Origin of the sequence: Phocaeicola plebeius, from assembly GCF_003437535.1 — a bacterium.
GTDB lineage: Bacteria > Bacteroidota > Bacteroidia > Bacteroidales > Bacteroidaceae > Phocaeicola > Phocaeicola plebeius_A.
Map to the genome: position 1 here is coordinate 23,743 of NZ_QSQT01000015.1, position 23,971 is coordinate 47,713.

Genomic DNA, 23,971 nt, shown 5'->3' on the forward strand with positions numbered 1-23,971 from the left:
TAAGCATAATTACAGCCCATTTTTAAAGCGGACTCAAACACAATTTACTGAAGTTTGAAGGAAACAGGTACGGTAAATTTTACCCTTACGATCTTCCCCCTCTGCATGCCCGGCTTCCACTTAGGCATGGTCTGCAACACGCGCAAAGCCTCTGCATCCAAATCCGGATCTACAGAACGAGCCACCTTGAATTCGGTAAGAGTTCCGTCTTTTTCCACCACAAACTGCACGATTACCCGTCCCTGCACATTATTCTTCATGGCATTTTCCGGATATTTCAGGTTGTCCTGAAGGAATTTCAACAACTCCTTCATTCCTCCCGGAAATTCAGGCATCTGTTCTGCAACCATAAACACTTCGTCTTTCGCTACACCGTCAGTAGGAGCCGCTACTGAATCTGGTGCAACGGTTTCTTCTTTGGCATCCTGTTTTTCGGATGCTCCCTGCGAGCAGGAGATGTTTCCGGCAACGAGTAGAGCAAAGGCCGGAAGCACGAACAGCGCATATTTGATATGCCCTGTAGCATTTGATTTTTTCTTGTTCATCATAATGATACGTTGTTTAAGGTGAGAGAAGTTGAAATTATTGGATAACCCGTACTTGTGGTTGTAGGCCAACCCAAGCAGGTGATATTGATAGCTTTTAGTAGCAAACCCTGCCTCCATTACTTTCCTGTCGGCCAGGAACTCTAAGTTGAGTCTGACCTCGCGTTTCAGTAGCCAGGCAAAGGGATTCATCCAGCAGCAGATGCTGACCATCTCGGCAAGAAGTACATCAACAGAATGATGCTGCTTTACGTGCGCCATTTCGTGCGTCAGGATTTCATTGATTTCATCTTCCTTCACCGCGGCAGGATTCATGAAAATCCATCCGAAGAAAGAGAACGGTCCGGAAGGGTCATTCAAACATTTTACGCGGACGCCGTTTATCTCTTTTTCCGGCATACGCACAATGAAGCGATACAGACTGAACGCCTGAACCGCAAGCCGGACGAGCAATACCACTACCCCGGCAAGATACAGATAGCCTATCCATTCAGACAGTACGAATACACGGTTCCCGGTTTCTACTGCTTCACTGCCCACCACAATCTCCGGCAACACCGCCGAGTAATCAAAGTGAGTGAGCATAATCATGCGGTCACGGCTTTCCAGCCATTCACGTACGTCGATAAAAGGCAGGATAAATGGCAATACAAGCGACACTATCAGGATAAATCTTCTTGAACGAAAGAAGGTATCCCGCGTACATACCAGTTTATAGAGTGCATAAAACAGGATTAATCCGACATTGACTTGAAGAAGGTATAGCATAGAAATAAGTTTTTATTTGTCTTCACGTTTTTCAATCAGGTTGATAATCTCATTCAGGTCTTCCTTGGAAATCTTCTGCTCCTTGGCAAAGAACGAAACCATCTCCTTATAAGAATTGGCAAAGTAATTGCGCACAATGTTGCCCACAGACTTGCTGGTATATTCTTCCTGAGCCACCAAAGGAGTATAGCGGTAAGTATTACCAAACCTCTCTGCCTGCAGGTATCCCTTCCGCTTCAGGTTGTTAATAATGGAGGCCACCGTGGTATAAGGTGGTTTAGGTTCAGCATAGCAGCCCACCACATCCTTCACAAAACATGGTCCCAAGTTCCAAATAAAGCGCATGGCTTCTTCTTCCTGATAAGTTAGCTTTTCCATATCGAACGAGTTTTTCTACGAACTTTTCGCAAATCTACGAATTTATCGTAAATAATACATATTCAAACAGTTAATTAAATTAAAAGTAAAATTGATTCATTTGTTTTATTCTCCTCCAAAAACACAAGTGCGTTTTATCTCAAACGCAAGTACATTTCATGTCAAACGCCTTTGCGTTTTAATCTAAACATCCTTGTGTTTTAATTAAAACGCAAAGGCGTTTTTTTAGCCTATATTTATTTGCTGAGAGAAAGCAGTAAAAAGGCTGTTTCAAATTAGAATAATGTAATTTGAAACAGCCTTTTGTTTTTATAATTAGACAATATGTAACTCACCCCGCTTTTGGAAGATTACCTCATCGTGATGCCTTTCCTTATATGGAAAAACAATCTGCTATACGGGAAAACCCACCTTATCTTTATCCGTGATTTTTCTTAATACACGACAGGGATTTCCAGCTGCCACGACACCCGAAGGGATATCATGAGTTACGACACTTCCGGCACCGATAACGGTATCATCGCCTATCGTCACTCCACTGAGGATAGTGCTGCCGCCTCCAATCCAGACCCGATTGCCTATGGTAATGGGTTCAGGAATCAAAGCACCTGCTATCCGCTCTGCCGCATCAAGCGAATGATTGGCCGAATACATACTCACATTGGGCCCCAACAACGTATTGTTACCTATCGTTATCTGCCCGCAATCGAGGAGCGTACATCCGAAGTTAATATAAACATCATTGCCAATCGTAATATTTTTGCCGAATTCGCAAGCAAAGTCCGGCTCCATCCACACACGCTCCCCTACTTTCTTGAAGAGTTTGTGCATGATTTCCTGACGTCGTTCTACTTCTTCATCTTCAGTACGGTTAAACTCCTTAAACAGCTTCTTTGCCTTAACCCTCAGGTTAAACAAATCAGCATCAAAATCATTATAGATTTGATGCTCCTGCATTTTATCCCATTCTGTCATATTCAACTTTGTTAAGTTTGGTTTCATAGTGACGAAACTATGAAAAAAATGATGAAATAACAAAGAAATCATCTGATATATTACGATTTATCGCAAAACCAAAGACGATACAACAGAATACGCATATTAACCGCAACTTCCGCAAGAGCAGGCGGGTAATTCTTCTTTTCGGATTTCCGTAATGTAGAAACGGGCGAAGGCATTTTTAATCTCATTCCGCACACGACGGAATTCCGCTTCAATAAATTCCGGAGTCCCGGTGGCATGCGACGGGTCGTCAAAACCGATGTGAAGACGCTTGCCTACTTTTCCGGTAAATGCCGGACAACTTTTATTTGCTCCTCCGCACACGGTAATCACATAATCCCATTCCTGATCAAGGTAGGTATTCACATGAGTCGGCACATGCGAACTGATGTCAATTCCGACTTCTTTCATTACCTCCACCGCCTTGGCATTTATTTGTGCGGCAGGCTCTGTTCCACCCGAATACACTTCTATATTTTTATCGAACGACTGCAAAAAGCCGTGGGCCATCTGGCTGCGGCAACTATTTCCTGTACAAAGAATCAATACTCTCATATAAAAATGGTAAATTAAAGAACAAAATTAAACAAATAACCCGACAAGATAATGAAGAAAGCCACCGTTCCGAAGAATATCGCAATCAGCCGCCACGTCATCACCTTTTTCAGCAAAGTCGCTTCCGGAAGTGAAAGACCCACCACGGCCATCATGAAAGCAATGGCTGTACCCATAGGAATACCTTTGGCTACGAATACCTCGATGACCGGCACAATGCCTGCCGCATTGGCATACATCGGCACGGCAAGAATGACCGAAAGCGGTACGGCAAACCAGTTGTCCTTCGACATGTATTGCTCGAAAAATCCTTCGGGCACAAAGCCGTGCATAAACGCACCTATACCGATACCTATCAGAATGTAAATCAGTACACCACTGACAATCTTCCAGGCATCACGCACAATGACGGGAAGACGCTTGATAAAAGTGGTATGGTCTTTCTCCCATTCTCCTGCCTGCGCCGAGGAGCTGGCCTGTATCTGCTTCACCCAGTCGCTCAGGTAAGGTGAGAGATGCATACGGCCAAGCACAAAACCTCCTATCACTCCCAGCAGAATACCACTGATGACATAGATAAGTGTGACTTTCAGTCCAAAAGAGCCGAGGAACATAGCCACCGCCACCTCGTTCACCAGCGGAGAAGTAATCAGGAAGGCAAACGTCACTCCCAAAGGGATACCGCCTTTTACAAAGCCGATAAACAAGGGAATGGACGAGCAGGAACAGAACGGAGTAATGGCTCCGAAAATAGAGGCCAGAACATACTGCAACCCATACATTTTATGCGTTACCAGATAGTTCCTCAAACGTTCTATCGGAAAATAAGCGTTAATGATTCCCATCAGCACACTGATAAAAAACAGTAGAATAAGAATCTTGATGGTATCATAAAAAAAGAAGTTTACGGCTACCCCAAGCGGCGTATCAGCACTCAGTCCGAACAATCCGTAAACAAGCCAGTCTGCAAAATCTTGTATCATGTTTCTATCGTTATAATTCGTTTAAATACGAACAAGTATCCCATCATAAAAGCGGCAGCTGCCTTGAAGGTCGTTTCTGCCGCTTCTGAATCAATCCTCTTGTTTATCCGATCCCTAAAAGTTTCTTCACATCGCTTTCGGTGGGAACCTGTCCTTTCATCTTCACTACTTCGTCTACCACAACGGCAGGAGTCGTCATGACGTTGTAGCTCACCATTTCCATGATGTCATCCACCTTGGTCAGTTTCACGTCCAGGTTATTTTCCTTGATTACTTTTTCAATTACATTATAGGTGGTCTTGCACTTTGCACAACCCGGTCCCAATACTTTAATTTCCATACTTGTAAAGATTTTGTTTGTTATCAAATTCGTTTATAAATACATTATCCAGCTATAATATATGCCGATGACGATAAACAGCACACCAACTATGCGGTTCATCCATTTCTGCACCTTCTGCATCTTGCCGTAAAAATTGCCCAGCTGCTGTACACTGAAGGCTAAAATCCACGCCACGACCAGCACCGGTATGGCAGTCGCAATGGCAAACACAACGGGCAGCAGATAACCTGCTGTGGCCGTGGCCGACATCGGTATCAGCATGCCAAAATAAAAGACACCGCTTGTGGGACAGAAAGCCAGGGCAAACAACGCGCCTATTATCAACGCACCCCAACCGCCTTTCCGGGCAAGCCCTTCCGCATTACCCTGAAATCCGAACTGAGGCAAGTTCAACCTATCACCGAGAAGCATGAAAAGGCCTATCAGGAACAAAAGCGGGCCCAACACAAGCTCTCCCCACACTCCGATGGTCTTCTGTATGCCAAACATGCTCGAGCCCTCTTTCAGAACCAGAATCAACACCACTCCAAGCAACGCGTACGAAAGAATACGTCCCAGCGTATAGAGTAGTCCGTTCCAGAAAATACGCCTCCGGTTCTCAATATCTTTCCCGATAAAGCCAATGGCCGCAATGTTGGTTGCCAACGGACAAGGCGAAAGTGCAGTCAGCAGTCCAAGCAAAAACGCCGTCCATACAGGAGTGGAACTGTTGTCCAACAATGTCTGTAACCAGTCCATAGCCTCTCCTTATTATTTCAACATGTCATTTATGGTTTTCACCAGTCCTTCCTTGAACACCTCCGGCGATTTACGGGCATTTCCGAAAGCAAACTGAGTCATATTTTCCGCAGTCTCCTGCCCGTTCTTATAACCAACCACAAACAGTGACGACCAGGTAACCTCATATTTTTCGGCGATTTTCTCATTTTCCTTCTTGCTGATGTCTATCACCTTGAACACCACTTCCCCCTTCTTTACCTGCTCCGAAAGATTCTCTTTCATCACAGCCAGAGTATTGTTTTCAATGGCTATACACGTAGCACAACGCTGCTTTCCATGAAAATACAATACCTCTACATGGTCTTTGGCAGTTACCTCACTGTTTCTGACCACCGCTTTGTCACTTGTCTGAATTTCTTTTTCACTTCTGCCCTGCATCCCACATGAGGCCAATGCCAAGCATACTGACAGAAGACATACCATCTTTTTCATCGTTCTTCTATATCTATTATTAGTAATTCGCAAAACAACGAACAAGCACAACAAAAAAAAGAGCTTATTCGCAACAGCTCTCTTTTTTACATATCGGCTGGCCCAGGAAATCGGCAAACATTTTTTTGGCCAGTTTCCAGTTCTCCTTATTAATGCAATACCTCACCTTAGGTGCTTCAATCTCTCCCTGAATCAGTCCGGCTTCTTTCAGTTCCTTCAAGTGCTGTGACACTGTAGCCTTGGCTATAGGCAGTTCTTCATGAATGTCGCCGAAAAAGCAACATTCCTGTGAGGCCAAAAATTGAAGTATGGCTATACGAGCCGGATGCCCCATGGCCTTGGCAAAGCGGGCCATTTTTTCCTGTTCTTCTGAATAGTTCTTTCTTACCATTTTCACCTCTTTTGTTTGTTGTTCGCAAAATTACGAATATAATTATACAGCGCCAAAGAAAAACTTATTTTTTTCAAGCAGAAAACTTCTTTTAGCTATCTGCTTATTGTAGAACTTTAAAATGATTAGGAAATAATGTAACTTATTATATTTTGCAAACTTCCTAAAAGAAAAAGCAGACTGCTGAAAAGTTTTCTACGTTTCCCCCACATAAACCGTACGGTTTCCGATAGGGAAACCTATATTTCCGCACTGAGAAACTTACGTTTCTGCAACGGGAAACGTAAAAAAATAGCCTGAAGCTTCCGCAAAAACTTCAGGCTATTTATAAAACCCAACTTTTCAGTTGTTTACTTCTTTATCTTCTTTCGGTAAAGTTCCGCACGTGCCAGAATCTCGTGTACAAACTCATAGGTATCGCTTCCTCGGGCATACCCGTTCTTGCAAACGGGATCCTGATAATATTCCTTGTTGCTTTTCAACAGCATAAAGTGGGCCACATGATGCTCCCAGATGTAGCGGTTACGTCCGTATTTTTCGGCCAATGCCATGGCATCGGTCACATGGCCGATACCGGAATTATAGGCAGCCAATATGAACTTGGCCTGTTCTTCCTTATCCGTGATTTTACTAAACGTACGCTGCATTCCGGCAATATACTTCACGGCAGCTTTGATACTCTCTTCCGGATCCTGCTCTTTGCCCGGCGGCACTCCCATGGCACGTGCCGTAGCCGGCATCAGCTGCATCAGCCCCTTGGCCCCAGCCCATGATACGACATTCGGATTGAAGTTCGATTCGGTATAGGCCAACGAAGCTAACAGACGCCAGTCCCAACCGATTTCTTTGGCATAACGCCGGAACAAATCATCGTAGTGGGAAATCTTACCGTCTTTCACGGAAAGAATGGCTCCATGTGCGGGACGCTTGGCCAATTCAAAATAACGGCGGGCGCTGGCACGAAACTCCGGTGAATTGATGTTCTCGCGGTGCCATTTATCGGCAGCTTCTGCCAGTAAGGGTGAAGTTTTTCGTACGGCCCACGAAGAACGCTGGTCAAAGCTGATGGCCAAGTTGATGTCAAGTACCGGATAATAGGTACGGTTGATGCGAGCAATTTCATCTGTAGCTACCGTGTAGTCAATACGCCCCTCTGCCACCCACGTAATCAGGTCTTCCGACGATACACTGTCGGAGGAAATCTCACAAATATCGATTCCTCCTCCCAGTTCGCGGTTCAGATTCTCCAGACGGGTACGGTATTTTCCGGAATTGACATAGACTTTCTTTCCTACCAGTTCCGTGACATCCTTCAAAGCTTTCTTCCCTCTCCGCTGTATAATTACCTGCCGCGTAATGTCTTCTTCACCACAATAAATCAGACTATCCTTCAGCGGATTGGTAATAATCAGGTTGTAGGCTACCAAATCACCTTCTCCTTTGAGCAGACTGCTCACCAGCTGCTCTTCGTCTTTTACGACCTTCACCTTTAGGTCGAGTCCCAGCGACTTGGCAAACTGCTGGGCCAATTCGTACTGGAATCCCATGGGTTCACCACGGTAATGGAAATAAGACACAGAGCTGTTGACAGTCAGCACCACCAGTTCCTTTCTTTCCTGAATCTGTGGCAAATCGACGGCAGTCTCTTCCGCTTTTTTCTCAGAGCCGCATGAAAAAAACAAAAAAAAGGCCAGCACACAGCACAGCCCCGTTATCCAGCCTTTCATTTGTCTACGATTCGTTCAATGTACATCTTCAGAATCTCGATGGCCTTTTCATTATGACCTCCTTGCGGCACAATCAGGTCGGCTATTCGCTTGGCCGGTTCGATAAACTCCAGGTGCATGGGTTTCAACACACGCACATAACGTTCCATCACCGCCTCAGCCGTACGTCCGCGTTCTATCACATCTCGCTGGATGACACGGATGAGACGTTCGTCCGGATCGGCATCCACAAAAATACGGAGGTCCATCTGCTTGCACAACCTGCGGTCGCTCAAAGCCAAAATACCTTCGATGATGATGACCTTACGGGGTTCTACATGCACGGTTTCTTTCTGGCGCGTACAGGTAAGATAGGAATATACAGGCTGTTCAATGGATTCTCCGTTACGCAGCATGGAGATATGCTTGGAGAGCAAATCCCAGTCGAATGCCGAAGGATGGTCAAAGTTGATGTTCTGCCGTTCTTCCACGGGCACATGACTGCTGTCCTTATAATATGAATCAAGCGGAAGCACTGCCACTTCATTCTCCGACAGACTTTCGATAATCCTTCTCACTACAGTTGTTTTACCGGAGCCTGTTCCTCCTGCAATTCCAATGATAATCATAACTTGTTTCAATAATTAATTTCTATATTTGCAATATTCAAAGATACGAAAATCATAAAAACAAACAAACATGGTCAAGCACATTGTTTTATTTAAATTGAAAGAAACCCTTTCTCCGGCAGAAAAAGCCGACATTATGAACCGTTTCAAGACTGCCATCGAGGCTCTTCCGGCCACTATCCCCTTTATTCGTGACATTCATGTAGGACTGAATGAAAACCCGGCAGAAGTATGGGACATCTGCCTGGACAGCAGTTTCGATACGCTGGACGACGTGAAGGCTTATGCCATCCATCCGGCACACGTAGCCGCAGCTGGTATTCTGAAAGATGCCAAGGAAAACCGTGCCTGCGTGGACTATACTATCTAAAACTCAGCCATCATGGAAAAAATCATCAATCCATGGGAAGGAATGGAAGGATACTTCTGTTTCGGCTGTGCCCCCAACAACGAGTCGGGCCTGAAAATGGAATTTTATGAAGACGGGGACGAGATTGTGAGTAAATGGGTACCTGAAGCCCGTTTTCAAGGTTGGTTGAACACCCTGCACGGAGGTATTCAGGCAACTCTGCTGGATGAGATATGTGCCTGGGTGATTGCCCGCAAGCTTCAGACGGCGGGAGTGACTTCGCGCATGGAAACTCAATACCTGAAACCCATTCACACGACCGACTCTCACCTTACCCTCAAAGGAAGAATCAAGGAGCAGAAACGGAACTTTGTGTTCATTGAAGCCGAAATCTACAATGCACAGGATGAAGTCTGCACCAAGGCCGTCTGCACCTATTTCATTTTCCCAAGAGAAAAAGCAGAAAAGGAAATGTACTTCAAAGGCTGTTATACGGAAAAAGAAAAGGAATCTTTATAAATTTGACAGCAAAAGCGAGTTTTTTCTGATAAATATTTGCTTTTTTAATTCTTATCTAATATTTTTGTCGCAACAAAAGAACGATAATTATGATTTTAAATACTGTACATCATCGCCATCATCATTACCTAACGGTTCACACGGTAGGCTGACGACGCGTGCAGTTACAAGAGATAAGATTACACAAAGGCTTGCCGTAAGAATTTATTCCTCGGTAAGCCTTTTTTATTTGACACTTTAAAAACTTAGAACAATATGTTAAGAATTGCCGTACAATCCAAAGGGCGCTTGTTCGAAGACACAATGGCCCTGTTTACTGAAGCAGACATCAAGTTATCTACCTCCAAACGCACCCTGCTGACACAGTCCAGTAATTTTCCGGTAGAAGTACTGTTCCTGCGCGACGATGATATTCCACAATGTGTGGCCAACGGCGTGGCCGACCTCGGTATTGTAGGAGAAAACGAATTCGTGGAACGTGCCGAAGAAGCGGAAATCGTGCACCGTCTGGGCTTCAGCAAATGCCGTTTGTCACTGGCCATTCACAAAGAAACGGAATACAACGGACTGGAATGGTTCAATCACAAAAAGATTGCTACCTCCTACCCCAATATCCTGAAAAACTTCCTGACACAACAGCACATTGAGGCCGACATCCATGTTATCACGGGTTCGGTGGAGATTGCTCCGGCCATCGGTCTGGCAGATGCCATCTTCGACATTGTCAGCTCCGGCTCCACCCTTATCAGCAACAACCTGAAGGAGGTGGAAGTGGTAATGAAGAGCGAAGCGCTGCTCATCGGAAACAAGCACATGTCAGACGAAAAGAAGGAAATACTTCAGGAACTGCTGTTCCGCATCAATGCAGTCAAAACCGCTGAAGACAAGAAATACGTGCTGATGAACGTACCGACCGACAAGGTACAAGAAATCGTAGCTGTTCTTCCCGGTGTAAAGAGCCCAACCATTATGCCATTGGCTACAGAAGGCTGGAGCAGCATCCACACTGTTCTCGACCAGAAATGTTTCTGGGAAATCATCGGCAAGCTGAAAGCCATCGGTGCACAAGGCATCCTGGTGCTGCCTATTGAGAAAATGATACTTTGATTTTCAGAACCTAATCACAAAGATTGTTACTATGAACATCATTACTTATCCTGAAAGAAATACATGGGCGGACTTGCTGAAACGCCCGACTCTTCAAACGGAATCATTGCGGGAAACCGTACTCGAAATATTAAACCGCATCAAATTTGAGGGTGATAAAGCCGTACTCGAATACGAAGAAAAATTCGACAAAGTGCAACTGAACTCCCTGCTGGTAAGCGAGGAAGAAATTGCCGAAGCAGAAAAGAAAGTCAGCATCGAACTGAAGGCGGCCATCACACTGGCTTATAACAACATCCGCACGTTCCACGCCGCACAGGTATTCCAGGGAAAGAAAATCACCACACTGCCGGGCGTGACTTGCTGGCAGAAAGCGGTAGCTATCGAGAAAGTGGGATTGTACATTCCCGGTGGAACAGCTCCTCTTTTCTCCACTGTCCTGATGCTGGCTACCCCGGCACAGATTGCCGGATGCAAGGAAATCATTCTCTGTACTCCTCCCAACAAGGAAGGAAAGATTCACCCGGCCATTCTCTACGCAGCCAAACTGGCTGGCATCAACCGCGTCTTCAAAGCCGGCGGGGTACAAGCTATCGGAGCCATGGCCTATGGCACGGAAAGCATTCCCAAAGTATACAAGATATTCGGTCCGGGCAACCAGTATGTCACTGCCGCCAAACAGCAGGTTTCCTTACGTGACGTAGCTATTGACATGCCAGCCGGGCCTTCTGAAGTAGCGGTACTGGCCGATGAAACAGCCAATCCGGTCTTTGTGGCTGCCGATTTACTTTCACAGGCAGAACACGGCACCGACAGCCAGGCCATCCTGATTACCACCAGTGAAACTTTGCTGAAAGCGGTGACAGAAGAAGTGGAACGCCAGCTGGCCCAGCTTCCCCGAAAGGAAATCGCCAGCCGTTCTTTAGCTGCCAGCAAATTGATTTTAGTGAAGAACATGGACGAAGCCGTAGAAATGACCAACGAATATGCTCCCGAGCACCTGATTATCGAAACCAAGGATTACATGGAAATCAGCGAACGCATTGTCAATGCGGGTTCCGTGTTCTTAGGCTATTATTCTCCGGAAAGTGCAGGCGACTATGCTTCGGGCACCAACCATACTCTCCCTACCAACGGTTATGCCAAGGCCTACAGCGGAGTCAGTCTGGACAGCTTCATCCGCAAGATTACCTTCCAGGAAATTACACCCGAAGGTATTGCCATGATTGGTCCGGCCATTGAAGTCATGGCAGCCAACGAACAACTCGACGCGCACAAAAATGCAGTATCCGTACGTTTAAATAAGTAACTATGAAACCATTGAAAGAACTTACGCGACCGAACATTTGGGCCTTGAAACCCTATTCTTCGGCACGCGACGAATATAGCGGGAAAGAGGCTTCCATATTTTTGGATGCCAATGAAAATCCCTACAATACCCCCAACAACCGTTATCCAGACCCGCTTCAAAGAGAATTAAAGGGCCTGATTGGAAGAGTAAAGAAGGTATCGCCAGACCGCATTTTTTTAGGTAATGGAAGCGATGAGGCCATTGACCTTCCTTTCCGTGCTTTCTGCCGTCCGGGCATTGACAATGTAGTGGCTATCGACCCGACGTACGGTATGTATCAGGTATGTGCCGAAGTAAATGACGTGGAATACCGGAAAGTACAGTTGGATGAAAACTTTCAGTTCAAAGCTGCCGACTTACTGGCTGCTGCCGACGAACACACTAAACTGATTTTCCTCTGTTCGCCCAATAACCCGACGGGAAACCGTCTGTGCCGGGAAGAGATTCTTACCCTGCTCCGCTCATTTGAAGGACTGGTTATTCTGGATGAGGCATACGCAGACTTCTCAAATGAAGCATCGTTCCTGCAGCAGCTCGACGAATTTCCGAACCTGATTATCCTGCAGACCTTCTCCAAGGCATGGGGATGCGCCGGTATCCGTCTGGGCATGGCTTTTGCTTCTCAGGAAATCATCAACCTGCTGAATAAAATCAAATATCCGTACAACGTAAACCGACTGACCCAGCAGGAAGCCATCCACATGATTGAAAAGCATTATCAGGTACAGCAGTGGGTAGAATCCTTGCTCCACGAACGTACCCGTCTCATGCAGGAATTCCAGAAGCTTGCTTGCTGCCGACGTATCTATCCTACTGATGCCAATTTCTTCCTGACACGAGTAAGTGATGCCAAGAAAATCTACAACTACCTGGTGGATAAGGGTATCATCGTCCGCAACCGTAGTAGTGTCACACTTTGTCAGGACTGTCTGCGCATCACCATCGGTACGCGTCCGGAGAACGATACCCTGCTGGAAGCCCTGAAAAACTACAAGGAGGAGGAAGCATGAAAAAAGTATTGTTCATTGACCGCGACGGTACCCTCGTCATCGAGCCGCCCGTAGATTACCAGTTAGATGCGTTCGAGAAACTGGAATTCTATCCGAAGGTGTTCCGCAACCTCTACTTTATGCGGCAGAAACTGGATTTTGAGTTTGTCATGGTGACCAATCAGGACGGATTAGGTACTGATTCTTTTCCGGAAGACACATTCTGGCCCGTGCACAACCTGATGCTTCAGTCGTTCAAAAACGAAGGCATTGAATTTGACGACATCCTTATCGACCGGAGTTTCCCGGAAGACAATGCCCCTACCCGCAAGCCACGCACCGGCATGCTCACGGCCTACCTGAACAATCCGGAATACGACTTGGGCGGAAGCTTTGTGATTGGCGACCGCGCTACCGATGTAGAGCTGGCCAAGAACTTAGGCTGCAAGGCCATCCTGCTGCAACCGGATAAAAGTCTGCTGACCGAAAAAGGACTGGAAGACACGTGCGTATTAGCTACCACCGACTGGGACCGCGTGGCAGAGTTTCTCTTTGCCGGTGAACGTACTGCCGAGGTATGCCGCAAGACTAAGGAAACCGATATCCGTATCCGGGTGAACCTGGACGGAAACGGCACCTGCCATATCCATACCGGACTGGGATTCTTCGACCACATGCTGGAACAAATAGGCAAGCATGGCGGCATCGACCTGGACATCCACGTAGACGGTGACCTGGAAGTGGACGAGCACCACACCATTGAAGATACGGCCATCGCCTTAGGAGAATGTCTATACAAAACATTAGGAAACAAGAGAGGTATCGAACGCTACGGCTACTGTCTGCCCATGGACGACTGCCAGTGTATGGTTTCACTCGATTTCGGCGGACGGGCCTGGCTGGTATGGGACGCCACCTTTACCCGTGAAAAGATTGGCGACATGCCTACCGAGATGTTCCTCCATTTCTTCAAGTCGCTGAGTGATTCGGCCCGTATGAACCTCCATATCAAGGCCGAGGGAACCAATGAGCACCACAAGATAGAAGGTATCTTCAAGGCCCTCGCCCGCAGCATCAAGATGGCCATACGCCGTGACATTCATCATTTTGAGATTCCTTCCAGCAAGGGATGCATCTGACATAAAAAAAGAAGCATGGATTCCAGGCATTCGCTAAAATCCATGCTTCTTTTTTATTCTTTACAATCTACAATGTGCTACTGCTTCTTCAGCTGCACTCCCAATTGTAATCCGTCATATTGGCTCAACAACGAACTGGCTGTACTTACTGCCGAATTGGATGACTTACTTGCCACAGCTCCTGTGATGGTCTGTGCCAGCGACATCAATTTGTCTGCCTTGAACAGCAGGCTCATGGTATCTCCGGTCAGCCCCTTCGAAACCGTCGCATTCACTTTCAATCCCAGACGAGTTTTCATTGTCAGTTCCTTGGTATCCGCATTGTAACTGTATGTTCCGTTAACTGTTTTTCCACCCACCACCGAAGTATACGTACTATCGGCATTGAAGGTGTAGGTTGTACCTTCCTTGAAACCCAGCTTCTCCAGTACAGCGCTCATCTTATCTTCTACCTGTTTGGCAGCCACTTCACCACCAGCCTTGGCCAGCAGATTGTCACTCTCAAACTTACAGTCCGGACCCACATAAGCCCACGTTCCTGTCAATGAGGCACTTTCACCCGTTACCTTATTCGCTACCGCATTGGCTACACCTGACAGAATTGATTTCAGGTCCTGAGCCATTCCATTGGCTGTTCCGGCAATACACAATGCCAGCACCAGCACACTTCTCCATAAAACACTTTTTTTCATCACTCTTCTTATTTTATTTTGGTAGATACTTATTTAACAAGTGGGGCATGCCTTTCATTCGGTCAGCCTCAGCAAGCCTTGAAACTCATGTCAAGACCTTTCACAGAATGCGTCAGTGCACCTACAGAAATGTAATCCACTCCACATTCTGCATAGTCACGCAAGGTGTCGAAGGTAATACCGCCTGATGACTCCAGTTCCACACGACCGCCAACCATTTCTACGGCCTTGCGTGTATTTTCCGGAGTAAAGTTGTCCAGCATGATGCGGTCTACTCCACCCAGGTCGAGCACCTGCTTCAATTCGTCGAAGTTGCGCACTTCAATTTCAATCTTCAGGTCCTTTCCTTTTGCCTTGCAATATTCCTTAGCACGCGTGATTGCCTTGTCAATTCCTCCGGCAAAGTCCACGTGATTGTCTTTCAGCAGAATCATATCGAACAGACCGATACGATGGTTTACTCCTCCACCGATTTTCACCGCCATCTTTTCCAGAATACGCATACCCGGAGTCGTCTTACGTGTATCCAGCACGCGAGTCTTCGTACCTTTCAGGCGTTCTACATATTTGCTGGTCATCGTAGCAATACCGCTCATACGCTGCATGATGTTCAGCATCAGGCGTTCGGTCTGAAGCAAAGACTGAATCTTTCCTTCTACCACCATGGCCACATCGCCCGGTTTCACGTGTGTACCGTCCTGAATGAACACTTCTACCTTCATTTCAGGGTCAAAGCGATGGAACACTTCTTTTGCAATTTCAATACCGGCCAGAATACCTTCTTCCTTAATCAGCAGTTTCGACTTGCCCATTGCATCCGCCGGAATGCAAGACAACGTAGTATGGTCACCGTCACCTATATCCTCTGCAAAAGAGAGGTCAATCAGACGGTCAATCAAATCCTTTACAATTTTTTCGTCCATTTTGTTCAAAATATTAAGTGATATTTCAGGAAGCAAAGGTAATTATTATTCATATCTTTGCAAAGGCAACCCGTTTTAATCAAAGTAAAAAAGATATGAAATTTACCCTACTTGTGGTCGGCCGAACGGTCGAAAAGCATTATATCACAGCCATCAATGACTATGTGGAACGTACCAAACACTATGTTTCGTTCGATATGGAGGTGATACCTGAACTGAAGAATACCAAAAGCCTCAGCATGGAGCAGCAAAAAGAAAAGGAAGGCGAAGCCATCCTGAAAGCCTTGCAGCCCGGCGATGTAGTAGTATTGCTCGACGAGCATGGAAAAGAATTCCGCTCCATCGAGTTTGCCAACTGGATAGAGCGGAAAATGCATACCGTAAACAAGCGGCTGGTGTTCATCATCGGCGGACCTTACGGATTCTCTCCTTCCGTCTATCAGGCTGCCCAGGAAAAGATTTCACTTTCCAAAATGACATTTTCGCACCAAATGATACGGCTTATCTTCGTGGAACAGCTTTACCGGGCCATGACCATTCTAAACAACGGCCCTTACCACCACGAATAAACCGGTTATCTCAACCGCAGAATATCGCCTACTTTCGGAGCCGGTGAATCTGGCTCCATCTTATTCAACTTATACAGGTTCTTCAAACGGATACCGAATTTCTGGGAAATAGAGTACATGGAATCACCCTGACGCACCACGTACACAATGTATTCCTTCGTAGCCCGACGGTGTTTTTTCTCCAGGTACACAATTTCCCCTCCCATAAACTGATAGTCCTTGGGAAGCTCGTTGTAAGTACGCAGTTTCTTCTTGCTGATACCCAATTCATCCGACAGTTTTTCAAACGTATCTCCCCTACGGGCGATGATGTACACCATATCATTAGCTAAATACGGCTGATGCGGATTGGGGAATTCTTCTATCCATTCCAAACCTTTCTTGGTATCGTAACGATCCAGGTCGTAGAGCTCAATGATGTTGATCAGACGATCAGCATAACGCGGGTCAGTGGCATAACCTGCCTTCTTCAAGCCACGTGCCCATCCCTTGTAATCCGTAATCTTCAAACGAAACAAAAAGGCATAACGTGCTCCCGTACGCAAGAATTTGGAATGATCACGATACGAATCCTTGGCATGACGATAAGCCCGGAAACATTCATTCGGTGCATCGTCGTCGGCACGTACTGTCCGTCCGTCCCAACTCCGTCCACACTTGATACCGAAATGGTTGTTCGACTTGCGGGCCAGTTCACTTCGTCCGGCTCCTGACTCCAGCAGTCCCTGTGCCAGTGTGATACTGGCCGGAATATGATAACGCTTCATCTCCTCCACTGCAATTTTATGATACTGCCGGATGTAATCTTCGTATGCCTTATTCTTGCGCTGATCTGCTCCCAAAGAGAGTGCCATCCCTGCCAGACAGCACACCAAAATATATTTTAATGATTTCATGCAGTTCTTCTTTACCGTTTAACGTGCAAAGATAAACGATTCACCACAGAAGCTTACGGGCAAACACTTAAAAATACAGAAAAACAGGGAGAAAAGCATTTTTTTACTTATATTTGTTTACCAACTACAAAAACAAAAGCCATGAAAGAAATCAAACTTGAAATTCGTATCCACTCCTTGCAATACGATGAACTTACCCCACAAGACCGTGAACTGATAGACAAAGCTAAAGAAGCCACCTCACGCAGCTATGCGCCTTACTCCAAATTCTCAGTCGGTGCCGCTGCCCTGCTGAAGAACGGGGTGATTGTGACGGGCACGAATCAAGAAAACGCTGCCTACCCATCCGGAACATGTGCCGAACGTACCACACTGTTTTATGCCAATTCCCAGTATCCCGACCAGCCTGTGCAGACACTGGCCATCGCCGCCCGAAGTGAATCCGGCTATCTCGATACACCGATTCCTCCTTGCGGAGCCTGCCGGCAGGTGCTATTGGAAACTGAACAGCGCTACCAACAGCCTATGCGCATTTTGCTATATGGAGAAAATGCGATTTACGAGATAGACGGAACCAAAGACTTGTTACCCTTATCTTTCGGCGGGGAGTTTTTGAAATAAACTCCCTCACCCTACCACATAACGGGCATACTTTCCGGTCAGCCGGCGAAGCAGAATCACCAGTCCCCATGATACAAGGAAAGCAACTACCGCAGCAAACGGTATCTGCAATCCGACAGGCACGTGACACATACGGGCCAGCACTACGCTCGGACCGGTGAAGAAATAATGAATCATATACACTCCGAAACCGCATACCGTCAGATTGGCAAGGGCTTTCTGTATTGGCTGACTATTTACACGAACTTTCTTACAAAGCATGAACAACGGAAGGGTCATCAGCACCACGTTCGGGGAACAATAGTAGAAGAAAAGTTCGAGCTGTTCTTCCGTGCAGTCGGGCGATGCGGTCATGTGACGGAAACCGAAGAACGTGACACAGAAACCTACGACAAACATAGGGATTCCCCATCCCAGTGTTTTTGCCAGACTCCATTCCGTGTGACGGAGATAATGTCCTAACAGCAGATAACCGTTGAATCCTGCAAACATATAGAGCATATAAAACTCGTTCCAGGAACAGGACCCCCAGATGTAAGGCCCTACAAATTCCCTGTAATAAGGAACAAAAAGCGTCACGCCCCAGGCCACAAGAAACCAGCGCTGTGCTTTCCGGCTGGCTTTTTCCACCCAGGCGGAAAATACCGGCATGTACAGATACAGCCCGATAAGCAGATAAATGTACCACATGTGCACGTCCAGCAAAGAGAAGTTGAACGGCATCTGTGCAATGTATCCCAACGATACATCGAGTGACTGGCGCATCACCTCCTCACCCGAATACGGGAAAAAATCGAGAATGACTTCCGGAGCTACTCCCAATAAGCCTGTAATCCACGGGAAAAGATTGTAAATGACCGACCAGATAAGGAAAGGCCAGAACACACGCCCGATGCGTTTACGATAAAACGGAGCCACCTCCCCTTTTACCGGCAACAGCAAGGCTCCTGTAATCATTACAAACAAAGGCACACACGGACGAAGCAAGGAACCGTACACGGCACCCCACCACTTGATTTCCGCAATATTGGCCGGGGGCTCTCCCGGATAGAAGTTAAACGGGTCTGCCGAATGGCAGCATACTACAGTGAACATGGCTACCAGACGAACCACGTCGAGCCACACGATGTGTGTTTTTTGAGTAGGATTTAAAGTTGAGTCCATAATAACTAACTGATAATTTGAAGATTATACCTATATTTTCAAAATATCCCAAAGGAGTCCTGACGAACAGAAAAAAACGCAAGTGCGTTTCCACAAAAACGTACTTGCGCTTTAAGTAAAACGCCTAAGCGTTTCGGATAAAACGTACTTGCGTTTTCTTCCAAACGCAAAGGCGTTTTTTGAGTCTTATTTATCGCCGTACATACGGGCACGCATTTCCTTGATATGGTCGGATGAAATATACTCGTCGTAGCTCATCATCTTGTCGATGATTCCGTTCGGAGTCAACTCGATGATACGGTTGGCCACGGTTTCGATGAACTCATGGTCGTGTGAGGCAAAGAGCACATTTCCCTTGTAAATCTTCAGGTTGTTGTTGAACGCCTGAATAGATTCCAAGTCCAGGTGGTTGGTCGGAGTATCCAGAATCAGACAGTTGGCATTACGCAACTGCATGCGAGCAATCATACAACGCATCTTCTCACCTCCCGACAACACGCTGACTTTCTTCATCACCTCTTCACCGGAGAACAACATACGGCCGAGGAAACCTTTCATTTCCACTTCATTGCCCTGACCGTACTGGCTCAACCAGTCTACCAGGTTCAGGTCGCAGTTGAAATAATCCGTATTATCCAGCGGCAAGTAAGCCGTAGTAATGGTTACTCCCCAGTTATAGTGTCCGGCCTGTGCCTTACGGTGTCCGTTGATAATCTCAAACAAGGCCGTCATGGCACGCGGGTCGCGGCTCAGGAAGACAATCTTGTCGCCCTTCTCTACGTTGAAGTTCACGTCATTGAAAAGCACTGTTCCTTCTTCCGTTTCGGCACGCAGTCCGGAAACCTCCAGAATCTGGTTACCCGGCTCACGGTCCATCGTAAAGATGATACCCGGATATTTACGGGAAGACGGCTTGATTTCATCCACATTCAGTTTCTCCAGCATCTTCTTACGGCTGGTAGTCTGCTTGGATTTCGCTACATTGGCAGAGAAACGACGGATAAATTCTTCCAGTTCCTTACGTTTTTCTTCTGCCTTGGCCTTCTGGTTCTGCTGCTGACGGAGAGCCAGCTGGCTGGATTCATACCAGAAGCTATAGTTACCGGCAAAGAGGTTCACCTTGCCGAAGTCGATGTCCACCGTATGCGTACATACCGAGTCAAGGAAGTGACGGTCGTGGCTTACCACCAGCACGGTATGTTCAAAGTTAGAAAGGTATTCTTCGAGCCAGGTCACCGTATCCATATCCAGGTCATTGGTCGGCTCGTCGAGCAACAAGTTGTCCGGATTTCCGAAAAGCGCCTGTGCCAGCATCACGCGCACCTTTTCCTTACCACTCAAATCACCCATCAGCGTGTAGTGCTTGTCTTCTTTTATGCCCAGTCCGCTCAGCAGGATAGCTGCATCGCTCTCGGCATTCCAGCCTTCCAGTTCGGCAAACTTTTCTTCCAGTTCGGCTGCCTTGATACCGTCTTCATCGGTAAAATCTTCCTTGGCATACAGGGCCTCGCGCTGCTTCATGATGTCCCAAAGGATGGTGTGTCCCATCAGTACGGTATCGAGCACCGTGTGGGCATCAAACTTAAAGTGGTCCTGGCTCAACACCGAAAGACGCTCGCCCGGTCCCAGGGTAATGCTACCCTTAGTAGGGTCCAGCTCGCCTGAAATCACTTTCAGGAACGTAGACTTACCGGCACCGTTGGCTCCGATAATACCATAGATATTACCATTCGTGAACTTCAGATTCACGTCGTTATACAACACTCTTTTACCAAATTGAACGGCTACATTTGAAACTGTTATCATCTGTTTTTTCTACCTTTTTTGAATTACGGCACAAAGATAATATAAAAATATGAGATACAGTATAAAGGAGAAGAGGAGGTTTCATTTCAGATTGACAAGTACCGCACGTCTTACAAAATCAGAACCAGTCTTTCAATTCCGAAGCCTTGGCCTTGCTGATGATGATTTTCTCGGGCACCGGCACTTTCAGGTTGATGGCCAGCCGTCCGTTGAACCATAGGCTGATGTCGGATACGGCCTTCCGCGACACGATAAACTGGCGGTTGGCACGGAAGAAATCATGCGGATTCAATTGCTCGGCCAGTTCGTCGAGCGACTGAGAGAAGACAAATTCTTTTCCCTCACTATCTACCGCCTTAACCAGCCCGTTGGAGATATAAAAATACTGGATAGCCTCCACCGACACAGGTAGAAGTTTATCCCCCTTCACCGGCACCAGAAAATGCGTCTTGTAATTTTCTTTCTTTTTCAAACTACGGATGATAGCCGACAAGTCAGGCTGTTTTTCTTCCTTCACCTGTCCGCCCAGCAATTCCAGTTTGTGCATGGCCTCCTGCAAATCAGTCCGGCTGATGGGCTTGAGCAGATAGGCCACACTGTTCACCTTAAAGGCCCGCAAGGCATATTCATCGTAGGCTGTAGTAAAGATGATGGGGCACGTGATGTCTACCTGCGCACAGATATCGAAGGCTGAACCATCGGCCAGATGAATGTCCATAAACACCAGCTCCGGCATGGGATGCGTGCGAAACCACTCCACCCCATCGAAAATACTGTCCACTTCGCCGACGATTTCAAAATCGGTGTTCACTTCCTGCATTACGGCCTTCAGGTTGCGCAAGGCTGCTTTCTCATCTTCTATAATCAAAGTCTTCATATCAAAGGCAGAATAACGGCGAAACGATGATTTTCCTCTTTTACGATTATGTCTTTTTTATACAGCAACTGATAGCGTTTGGCCAGATTTGCCAGTCCGATACCCATTCCGGCACTCCCTCCCCGTTTGGGCTGAAGCGGATTACTCACCTCTACCGTGTCACCTTCGGCTATCACAGACACTGTCAGCGGACGGCGGTTACTGATTTCATTGTGCTTCACGGCATTCTCCACCAATAACTGCAGGGCCATGGGTGGCAGTTTCCGTGACATCAGTTCCGGATGGATACGGATGTCAAACTGAAGATTCTCTTCATAACGCACCTGCAAAAGGTACATGTACGACTGCACGAACTCCATTTCCTCGCGCAAAGTCACGGAATGCGCCTCGTTATCCTGCAAGGTGTAGCGCATCACCCGTGACAATTCTTCCAAATAGTGGCGGGCCTTGTCGGGTGACTCCCGAATCAAAAGGTACAAGGTGTTCAGCGAATTAAACAGCATGTGGGGGTTCAACTGGCTTTTCAAGGCTTCGTACTGATTGATGACATTTTCCATACGCAACTGCTGGTTTTCGAGCAGCATCTTACGGCTCTTCCGGTTCTGATGGAAGAAATAGCAGCTTCCCGTCACAATGCAGGTTATCAGGAAATCACGCAAAGGATGAAGATAATGATGAAGCATGGCATCAATGGCAGGCACATCGAAATGCTGATGCAGGTAAACAAAGCATTTGCCCAGCAGGTTACTTACTACCCAGGTCAGCACAAACGAACAAACCACCTTTTTCCACCCGATAGAAACCATATCGCTATTGAAACGGAACACGGCTTCATTCAGGAAAAAGAGAAAAAGAAGGGAAAGGTACGTAAACAGTACCTCATTGCCCACATCGGCCCAGTGCATGCCCGGAAACGAAAGACCGTCGGCCGAATACGGATTCGACAAGGTAATCAGTTCCGGGAAATGCGTAAGGAATGCCACCATGATGGAGATGGCATTCACTATCAGCACATATTTATTGCTCCAGATTCGCTTCATGCTGCAAAGTTATTCATTTTTTGCCGACTTACGTGCCGACACATACATGCCGGGACGAAAATCTTTTTGCGGATGAGCCACACGGGCATACACTTTGATGGAACGGTTGGCATTGTCTACCATCTGGTCAATGGAAACCAGTACGGCTTCGAAGGTTTCATTTCCCATTCCGTTTACATGGAACTCCATACGGTCGCCCACATTCAACTTATCCAGATCTTTTTCGTAGGCTGTAAGCTGCAGCATCGGGGCCTGCTTGTCAATCACATCGCACACGGGTTCACCTACATTGAAATATTTTCCTACGTTCACATTCATGTTCGTGACATAGCCGTTTAAAGGTGCCTTTATTTCCAGATAAGGCTGAATACCTTTTGTCTGCAAGCTGCGGGCATCCACTCCCAAAATCAGCAACTGGGCCGCAGCTGCATCCAGACGGCTCTTCATCGACAAATATTCCGCCTTGCTCTGCTGCATCCGTTTTTGTGAAGCAGCCTCATGAGAAGCCAGATTCTGCTGGCGAAGATATTCTTTTTCCAGGAACTCAGTCTGCGCAGCCGCATCGAGCCAGGTTTGCTGCAAGGCTATGAATTCCGGATTCTCCAGCGTCAGGATGACCTGGTTTTTACGCACATAATCGCCCGGAAGGAAAGAAACACTGTGTACAGCCCCACCCATACTAAGGGTAATCGTTGCGTGTTGCTGTGGCGGTATCATCAAGATGCCGTTAAAAGAAGGTGCATTGGCCACCTGAGTAGCTCCCGTAGTACCGTCCACCTCCAGGCTGTCGGCAGATGCCTGAAGACTGTCCTGCTGTACGGACTGTACCGCTGTAGATTCATCGGATGTTTTTTTAGTGGCACCACCTCCGCAAGAGGCCATCACCAGCGAGTAGCATAAGGCTGAGAAAAAAAGAATTTGTTTCATCTTGCTATATTTTTTTATTTTTATTCTGTATATAATTCGATTTCCAACACGGATACATTGTATGCATACACTGTCTCAATATAATTCCGGCGAATGTCACGGGAAGCATTCAGACTCTGCACAAACTCCGTAATGTTGATTTCACTTTCCTTGAACTTCATCAAGGCACTTTCCTGCAAGGCATCCGCCTCTTTCAATGCAGCCTTGGCATAATAATCCAAGCTTTCCTGCTGCTGGCGTACACGACGGTAAAGCTCCTCCACCTTGTTATTCAGTTGCACACGGTTCTGGTCGGCCTCCCACTGAGCAATCTGCAGGTTTACCTTTGCCTGCTTGCTGCGACTGCGCTGCGGGAAGAACAGAATGGGGAAAGACACTCCCACCATCCACGAATTCAAGCCATTCAGCGGAGCAATTTTCTGACGGACATAACCCAGCGAAAATTCCGGGAAGAACTTGCTCCGTTCTATCCGAAGCTGCGATTTCTTTT

Annotated in this window: 27 protein-coding genes; 8 read left to right on the top strand and 19 right to left on the bottom strand. The window is 46.8% G+C overall.

Annotated features, from left to right (window positions below):
* Positions 1-44: 44 nt before the first annotated feature.
* The 11 genes from DXD04_RS09015 to udk form a co-directional block, all read right to left on the bottom strand.
* Positions 45-1,313, bottom strand: a complete 1,269-nt coding sequence (locus tag DXD04_RS09015) for a M56 family metallopeptidase (protein ID WP_117672752.1) — start codon at positions 1,311-1,313, stop codon at positions 45-47.
* A gap of 12 nt (positions 1,314-1,325) precedes the next feature.
* Positions 1,326-1,691 (bottom strand): BlaI/MecI/CopY family transcriptional regulator, encoded by a 366-nt coding sequence (locus tag DXD04_RS09020; RefSeq protein ID WP_022052432.1) that lies wholly within the window; start codon positions 1,689-1,691, stop codon positions 1,326-1,328.
* Between the two features lie 393 nt (positions 1,692-2,084).
* Positions 2,085-2,666 (bottom strand): sugar O-acetyltransferase, encoded by a 582-nt coding sequence (locus DXD04_RS09025; protein WP_117672855.1) that lies wholly within the window; start codon positions 2,664-2,666, stop codon positions 2,085-2,087.
* Positions 2,667-2,792: 126 nt separating this feature from the next.
* Positions 2,793-3,248, bottom strand: coding sequence for an arsenate reductase ArsC (locus DXD04_RS09030; RefSeq protein ID WP_117672754.1), 456 nt, complete (start codon positions 3,246-3,248; stop codon positions 2,793-2,795).
* Positions 3,249-3,262: 14 nt separating this feature from the next.
* Entirely contained in the window at positions 3,263-4,231 is a 969-nt protein-coding gene (locus tag DXD04_RS09035) for a permease (protein WP_022052429.1), read from the bottom strand.
* A gap of 103 nt (positions 4,232-4,334) precedes the next feature.
* Complete coding sequence (locus DXD04_RS09040) at positions 4,335-4,571, bottom strand: thioredoxin family protein (protein ID WP_117672756.1); 237 nt, start codon at positions 4,569-4,571, stop codon at positions 4,335-4,337.
* A gap of 33 nt (positions 4,572-4,604) precedes the next feature.
* The gene (locus DXD04_RS09045) at positions 4,605-5,312 is read right to left on the bottom strand and encodes an aromatic aminobenezylarsenical efflux permease ArsG family transporter (protein ID WP_117672758.1); all 708 of its coding nucleotides are present in this window, start codon (positions 5,310-5,312) and stop codon (positions 4,605-4,607) included.
* A 12-nt stretch (positions 5,313-5,324) separates the two neighbouring features.
* Positions 5,325-5,786, bottom strand: a complete 462-nt coding sequence (locus tag DXD04_RS09050; RefSeq protein WP_181977124.1) for a nitrophenyl compound nitroreductase subunit ArsF family protein — start codon at positions 5,784-5,786, stop codon at positions 5,325-5,327.
* A 64-nt stretch (positions 5,787-5,850) separates the two neighbouring features.
* Entirely contained in the window at positions 5,851-6,177 is a 327-nt protein-coding gene (locus DXD04_RS09055; RefSeq protein WP_007561718.1) for an ArsR/SmtB family transcription factor, read from the bottom strand.
* A gap of 350 nt (positions 6,178-6,527) precedes the next feature.
* On the bottom strand, positions 6,528-7,904 hold the full coding sequence (locus DXD04_RS09060) for an MltF family protein (RefSeq protein ID WP_117672760.1): 1,377 nt from the start codon (positions 7,902-7,904) through the stop codon (positions 6,528-6,530).
* A complete protein-coding gene (gene udk / locus DXD04_RS09065; protein ID WP_117672762.1) occupies positions 7,901-8,512 on the bottom strand; it encodes a uridine kinase in 612 nt (203 codons plus the stop codon). The genes DXD04_RS09060 and udk overlap by 4 nt, the downstream gene beginning before the upstream one ends.
* Positions 8,513-8,582: 70 nt before the next feature.
* Here udk and DXD04_RS09070 point away from each other — a divergent pair, with 70 nt between their 5' ends.
* The 6 genes from DXD04_RS09070 to hisB all read left to right on the top strand — a co-directional run bounded on the left by DXD04_RS09070 (position 8,583) and on the right by hisB (position 13,966).
* A complete protein-coding gene (locus DXD04_RS09070; RefSeq protein ID WP_117672764.1) occupies positions 8,583-8,882 on the top strand; it encodes a Dabb family protein in 300 nt (99 codons plus the stop codon).
* Positions 8,883-8,894: 12 nt separating this feature from the next.
* On the top strand, positions 8,895-9,380 hold the full coding sequence (locus tag DXD04_RS09075) for a PaaI family thioesterase (RefSeq protein WP_117672766.1): 486 nt from the start codon (positions 8,895-8,897) through the stop codon (positions 9,378-9,380).
* Positions 9,381-9,635: 255 nt separating this feature from the next.
* The gene (hisG, locus tag DXD04_RS09080) at positions 9,636-10,487 is read left to right on the top strand and encodes an ATP phosphoribosyltransferase (protein WP_117672768.1); all 852 of its coding nucleotides are present in this window, start codon (positions 9,636-9,638) and stop codon (positions 10,485-10,487) included.
* A gap of 31 nt (positions 10,488-10,518) precedes the next feature.
* Positions 10,519-11,796, top strand: coding sequence for a histidinol dehydrogenase (hisD, locus tag DXD04_RS09085; RefSeq protein WP_117672770.1), 1,278 nt, complete (start codon positions 10,519-10,521; stop codon positions 11,794-11,796).
* Between the two features lie 2 nt (positions 11,797-11,798).
* On the top strand, positions 11,799-12,848 hold the full coding sequence (hisC, locus tag DXD04_RS09090; RefSeq protein ID WP_117672772.1) for a histidinol-phosphate transaminase: 1,050 nt from the start codon (positions 11,799-11,801) through the stop codon (positions 12,846-12,848).
* The gene (hisB, locus tag DXD04_RS09095; RefSeq protein WP_117672774.1) at positions 12,845-13,966 is read left to right on the top strand and encodes a bifunctional histidinol-phosphatase/imidazoleglycerol-phosphate dehydratase HisB; all 1,122 of its coding nucleotides are present in this window, start codon (positions 12,845-12,847) and stop codon (positions 13,964-13,966) included. Before hisC ends, hisB begins: the two co-directional genes overlap by 4 nt.
* Positions 13,967-14,043: 77 nt before the next feature.
* On the opposite strand, the gene DXD04_RS09100 is transcribed toward hisB, so the two are convergent.
* Together DXD04_RS09100 and nadC are read right to left on the bottom strand one after the other, a co-directional pair.
* Entirely contained in the window at positions 14,044-14,658 is a 615-nt protein-coding gene (locus DXD04_RS09100) for a DUF4923 family protein (protein ID WP_117672777.1), read from the bottom strand.
* 68 nt (positions 14,659-14,726) lie between these two features.
* On the bottom strand, positions 14,727-15,581 hold the full coding sequence (nadC, locus tag DXD04_RS09105) for a carboxylating nicotinate-nucleotide diphosphorylase (protein ID WP_117672779.1): 855 nt from the start codon (positions 15,579-15,581) through the stop codon (positions 14,727-14,729).
* 95 nt (positions 15,582-15,676) lie between these two features.
* Here nadC and rlmH point away from each other — a divergent pair, with 95 nt between their 5' ends.
* Positions 15,677-16,150 (top strand): 23S rRNA (pseudouridine(1915)-N(3))-methyltransferase RlmH, encoded by a 474-nt coding sequence (gene rlmH, locus DXD04_RS09110; protein ID WP_022052416.1) that lies wholly within the window; start codon positions 15,677-15,679, stop codon positions 16,148-16,150.
* Between the two features lie 5 nt (positions 16,151-16,155).
* Here the strand turns inward: rlmH and DXD04_RS09115 are convergent, their stop codons facing one another.
* Complete coding sequence (locus DXD04_RS09115) at positions 16,156-17,046, bottom strand: glucosaminidase domain-containing protein (RefSeq protein WP_117672781.1); 891 nt, start codon at positions 17,044-17,046, stop codon at positions 16,156-16,158.
* Positions 17,047-17,187: 141 nt separating this feature from the next.
* Between DXD04_RS09115 and DXD04_RS09120 the strand changes: the two genes are divergently transcribed.
* Positions 17,188-17,667, top strand: coding sequence for a cytidine deaminase (locus tag DXD04_RS09120; protein ID WP_117672783.1), 480 nt, complete (start codon positions 17,188-17,190; stop codon positions 17,665-17,667).
* 6 nt (positions 17,668-17,673) lie between these two features.
* Here DXD04_RS09120 and DXD04_RS09125 read toward each other — a convergent pair whose 3' ends face one another.
* From DXD04_RS09125 to DXD04_RS09145, 5 genes are all read right to left on the bottom strand, one after another.
* Positions 17,674-18,831: an acyltransferase gene (locus tag DXD04_RS09125; RefSeq protein WP_117672785.1), complete on the bottom strand. Its 1,158-nt coding sequence runs from the start codon at positions 18,829-18,831 to the stop codon at positions 17,674-17,676.
* A 186-nt stretch (positions 18,832-19,017) separates the two neighbouring features.
* Positions 19,018-20,637, bottom strand: a complete 1,620-nt coding sequence (locus DXD04_RS09130) for an ABC-F family ATP-binding cassette domain-containing protein (protein WP_007561688.1) — start codon at positions 20,635-20,637, stop codon at positions 19,018-19,020.
* Between the two features lie 118 nt (positions 20,638-20,755).
* The gene (locus DXD04_RS09135) at positions 20,756-21,514 is read right to left on the bottom strand and encodes a LytR/AlgR family response regulator transcription factor (protein ID WP_117672787.1); all 759 of its coding nucleotides are present in this window, start codon (positions 21,512-21,514) and stop codon (positions 20,756-20,758) included.
* On the bottom strand, positions 21,511-22,554 hold the full coding sequence (locus DXD04_RS09140; RefSeq protein ID WP_117672789.1) for a sensor histidine kinase: 1,044 nt from the start codon (positions 22,552-22,554) through the stop codon (positions 21,511-21,513). The genes DXD04_RS09135 and DXD04_RS09140 overlap by 4 nt, the downstream gene beginning before the upstream one ends.
* 9 nt (positions 22,555-22,563) lie before the next feature.
* Entirely contained in the window at positions 22,564-23,481 is a 918-nt protein-coding gene (locus DXD04_RS09145) for an efflux RND transporter periplasmic adaptor subunit (RefSeq protein ID WP_117672791.1), read from the bottom strand.
* Between the last annotated feature and the right edge of the window lie 490 nt (positions 23,482-23,971).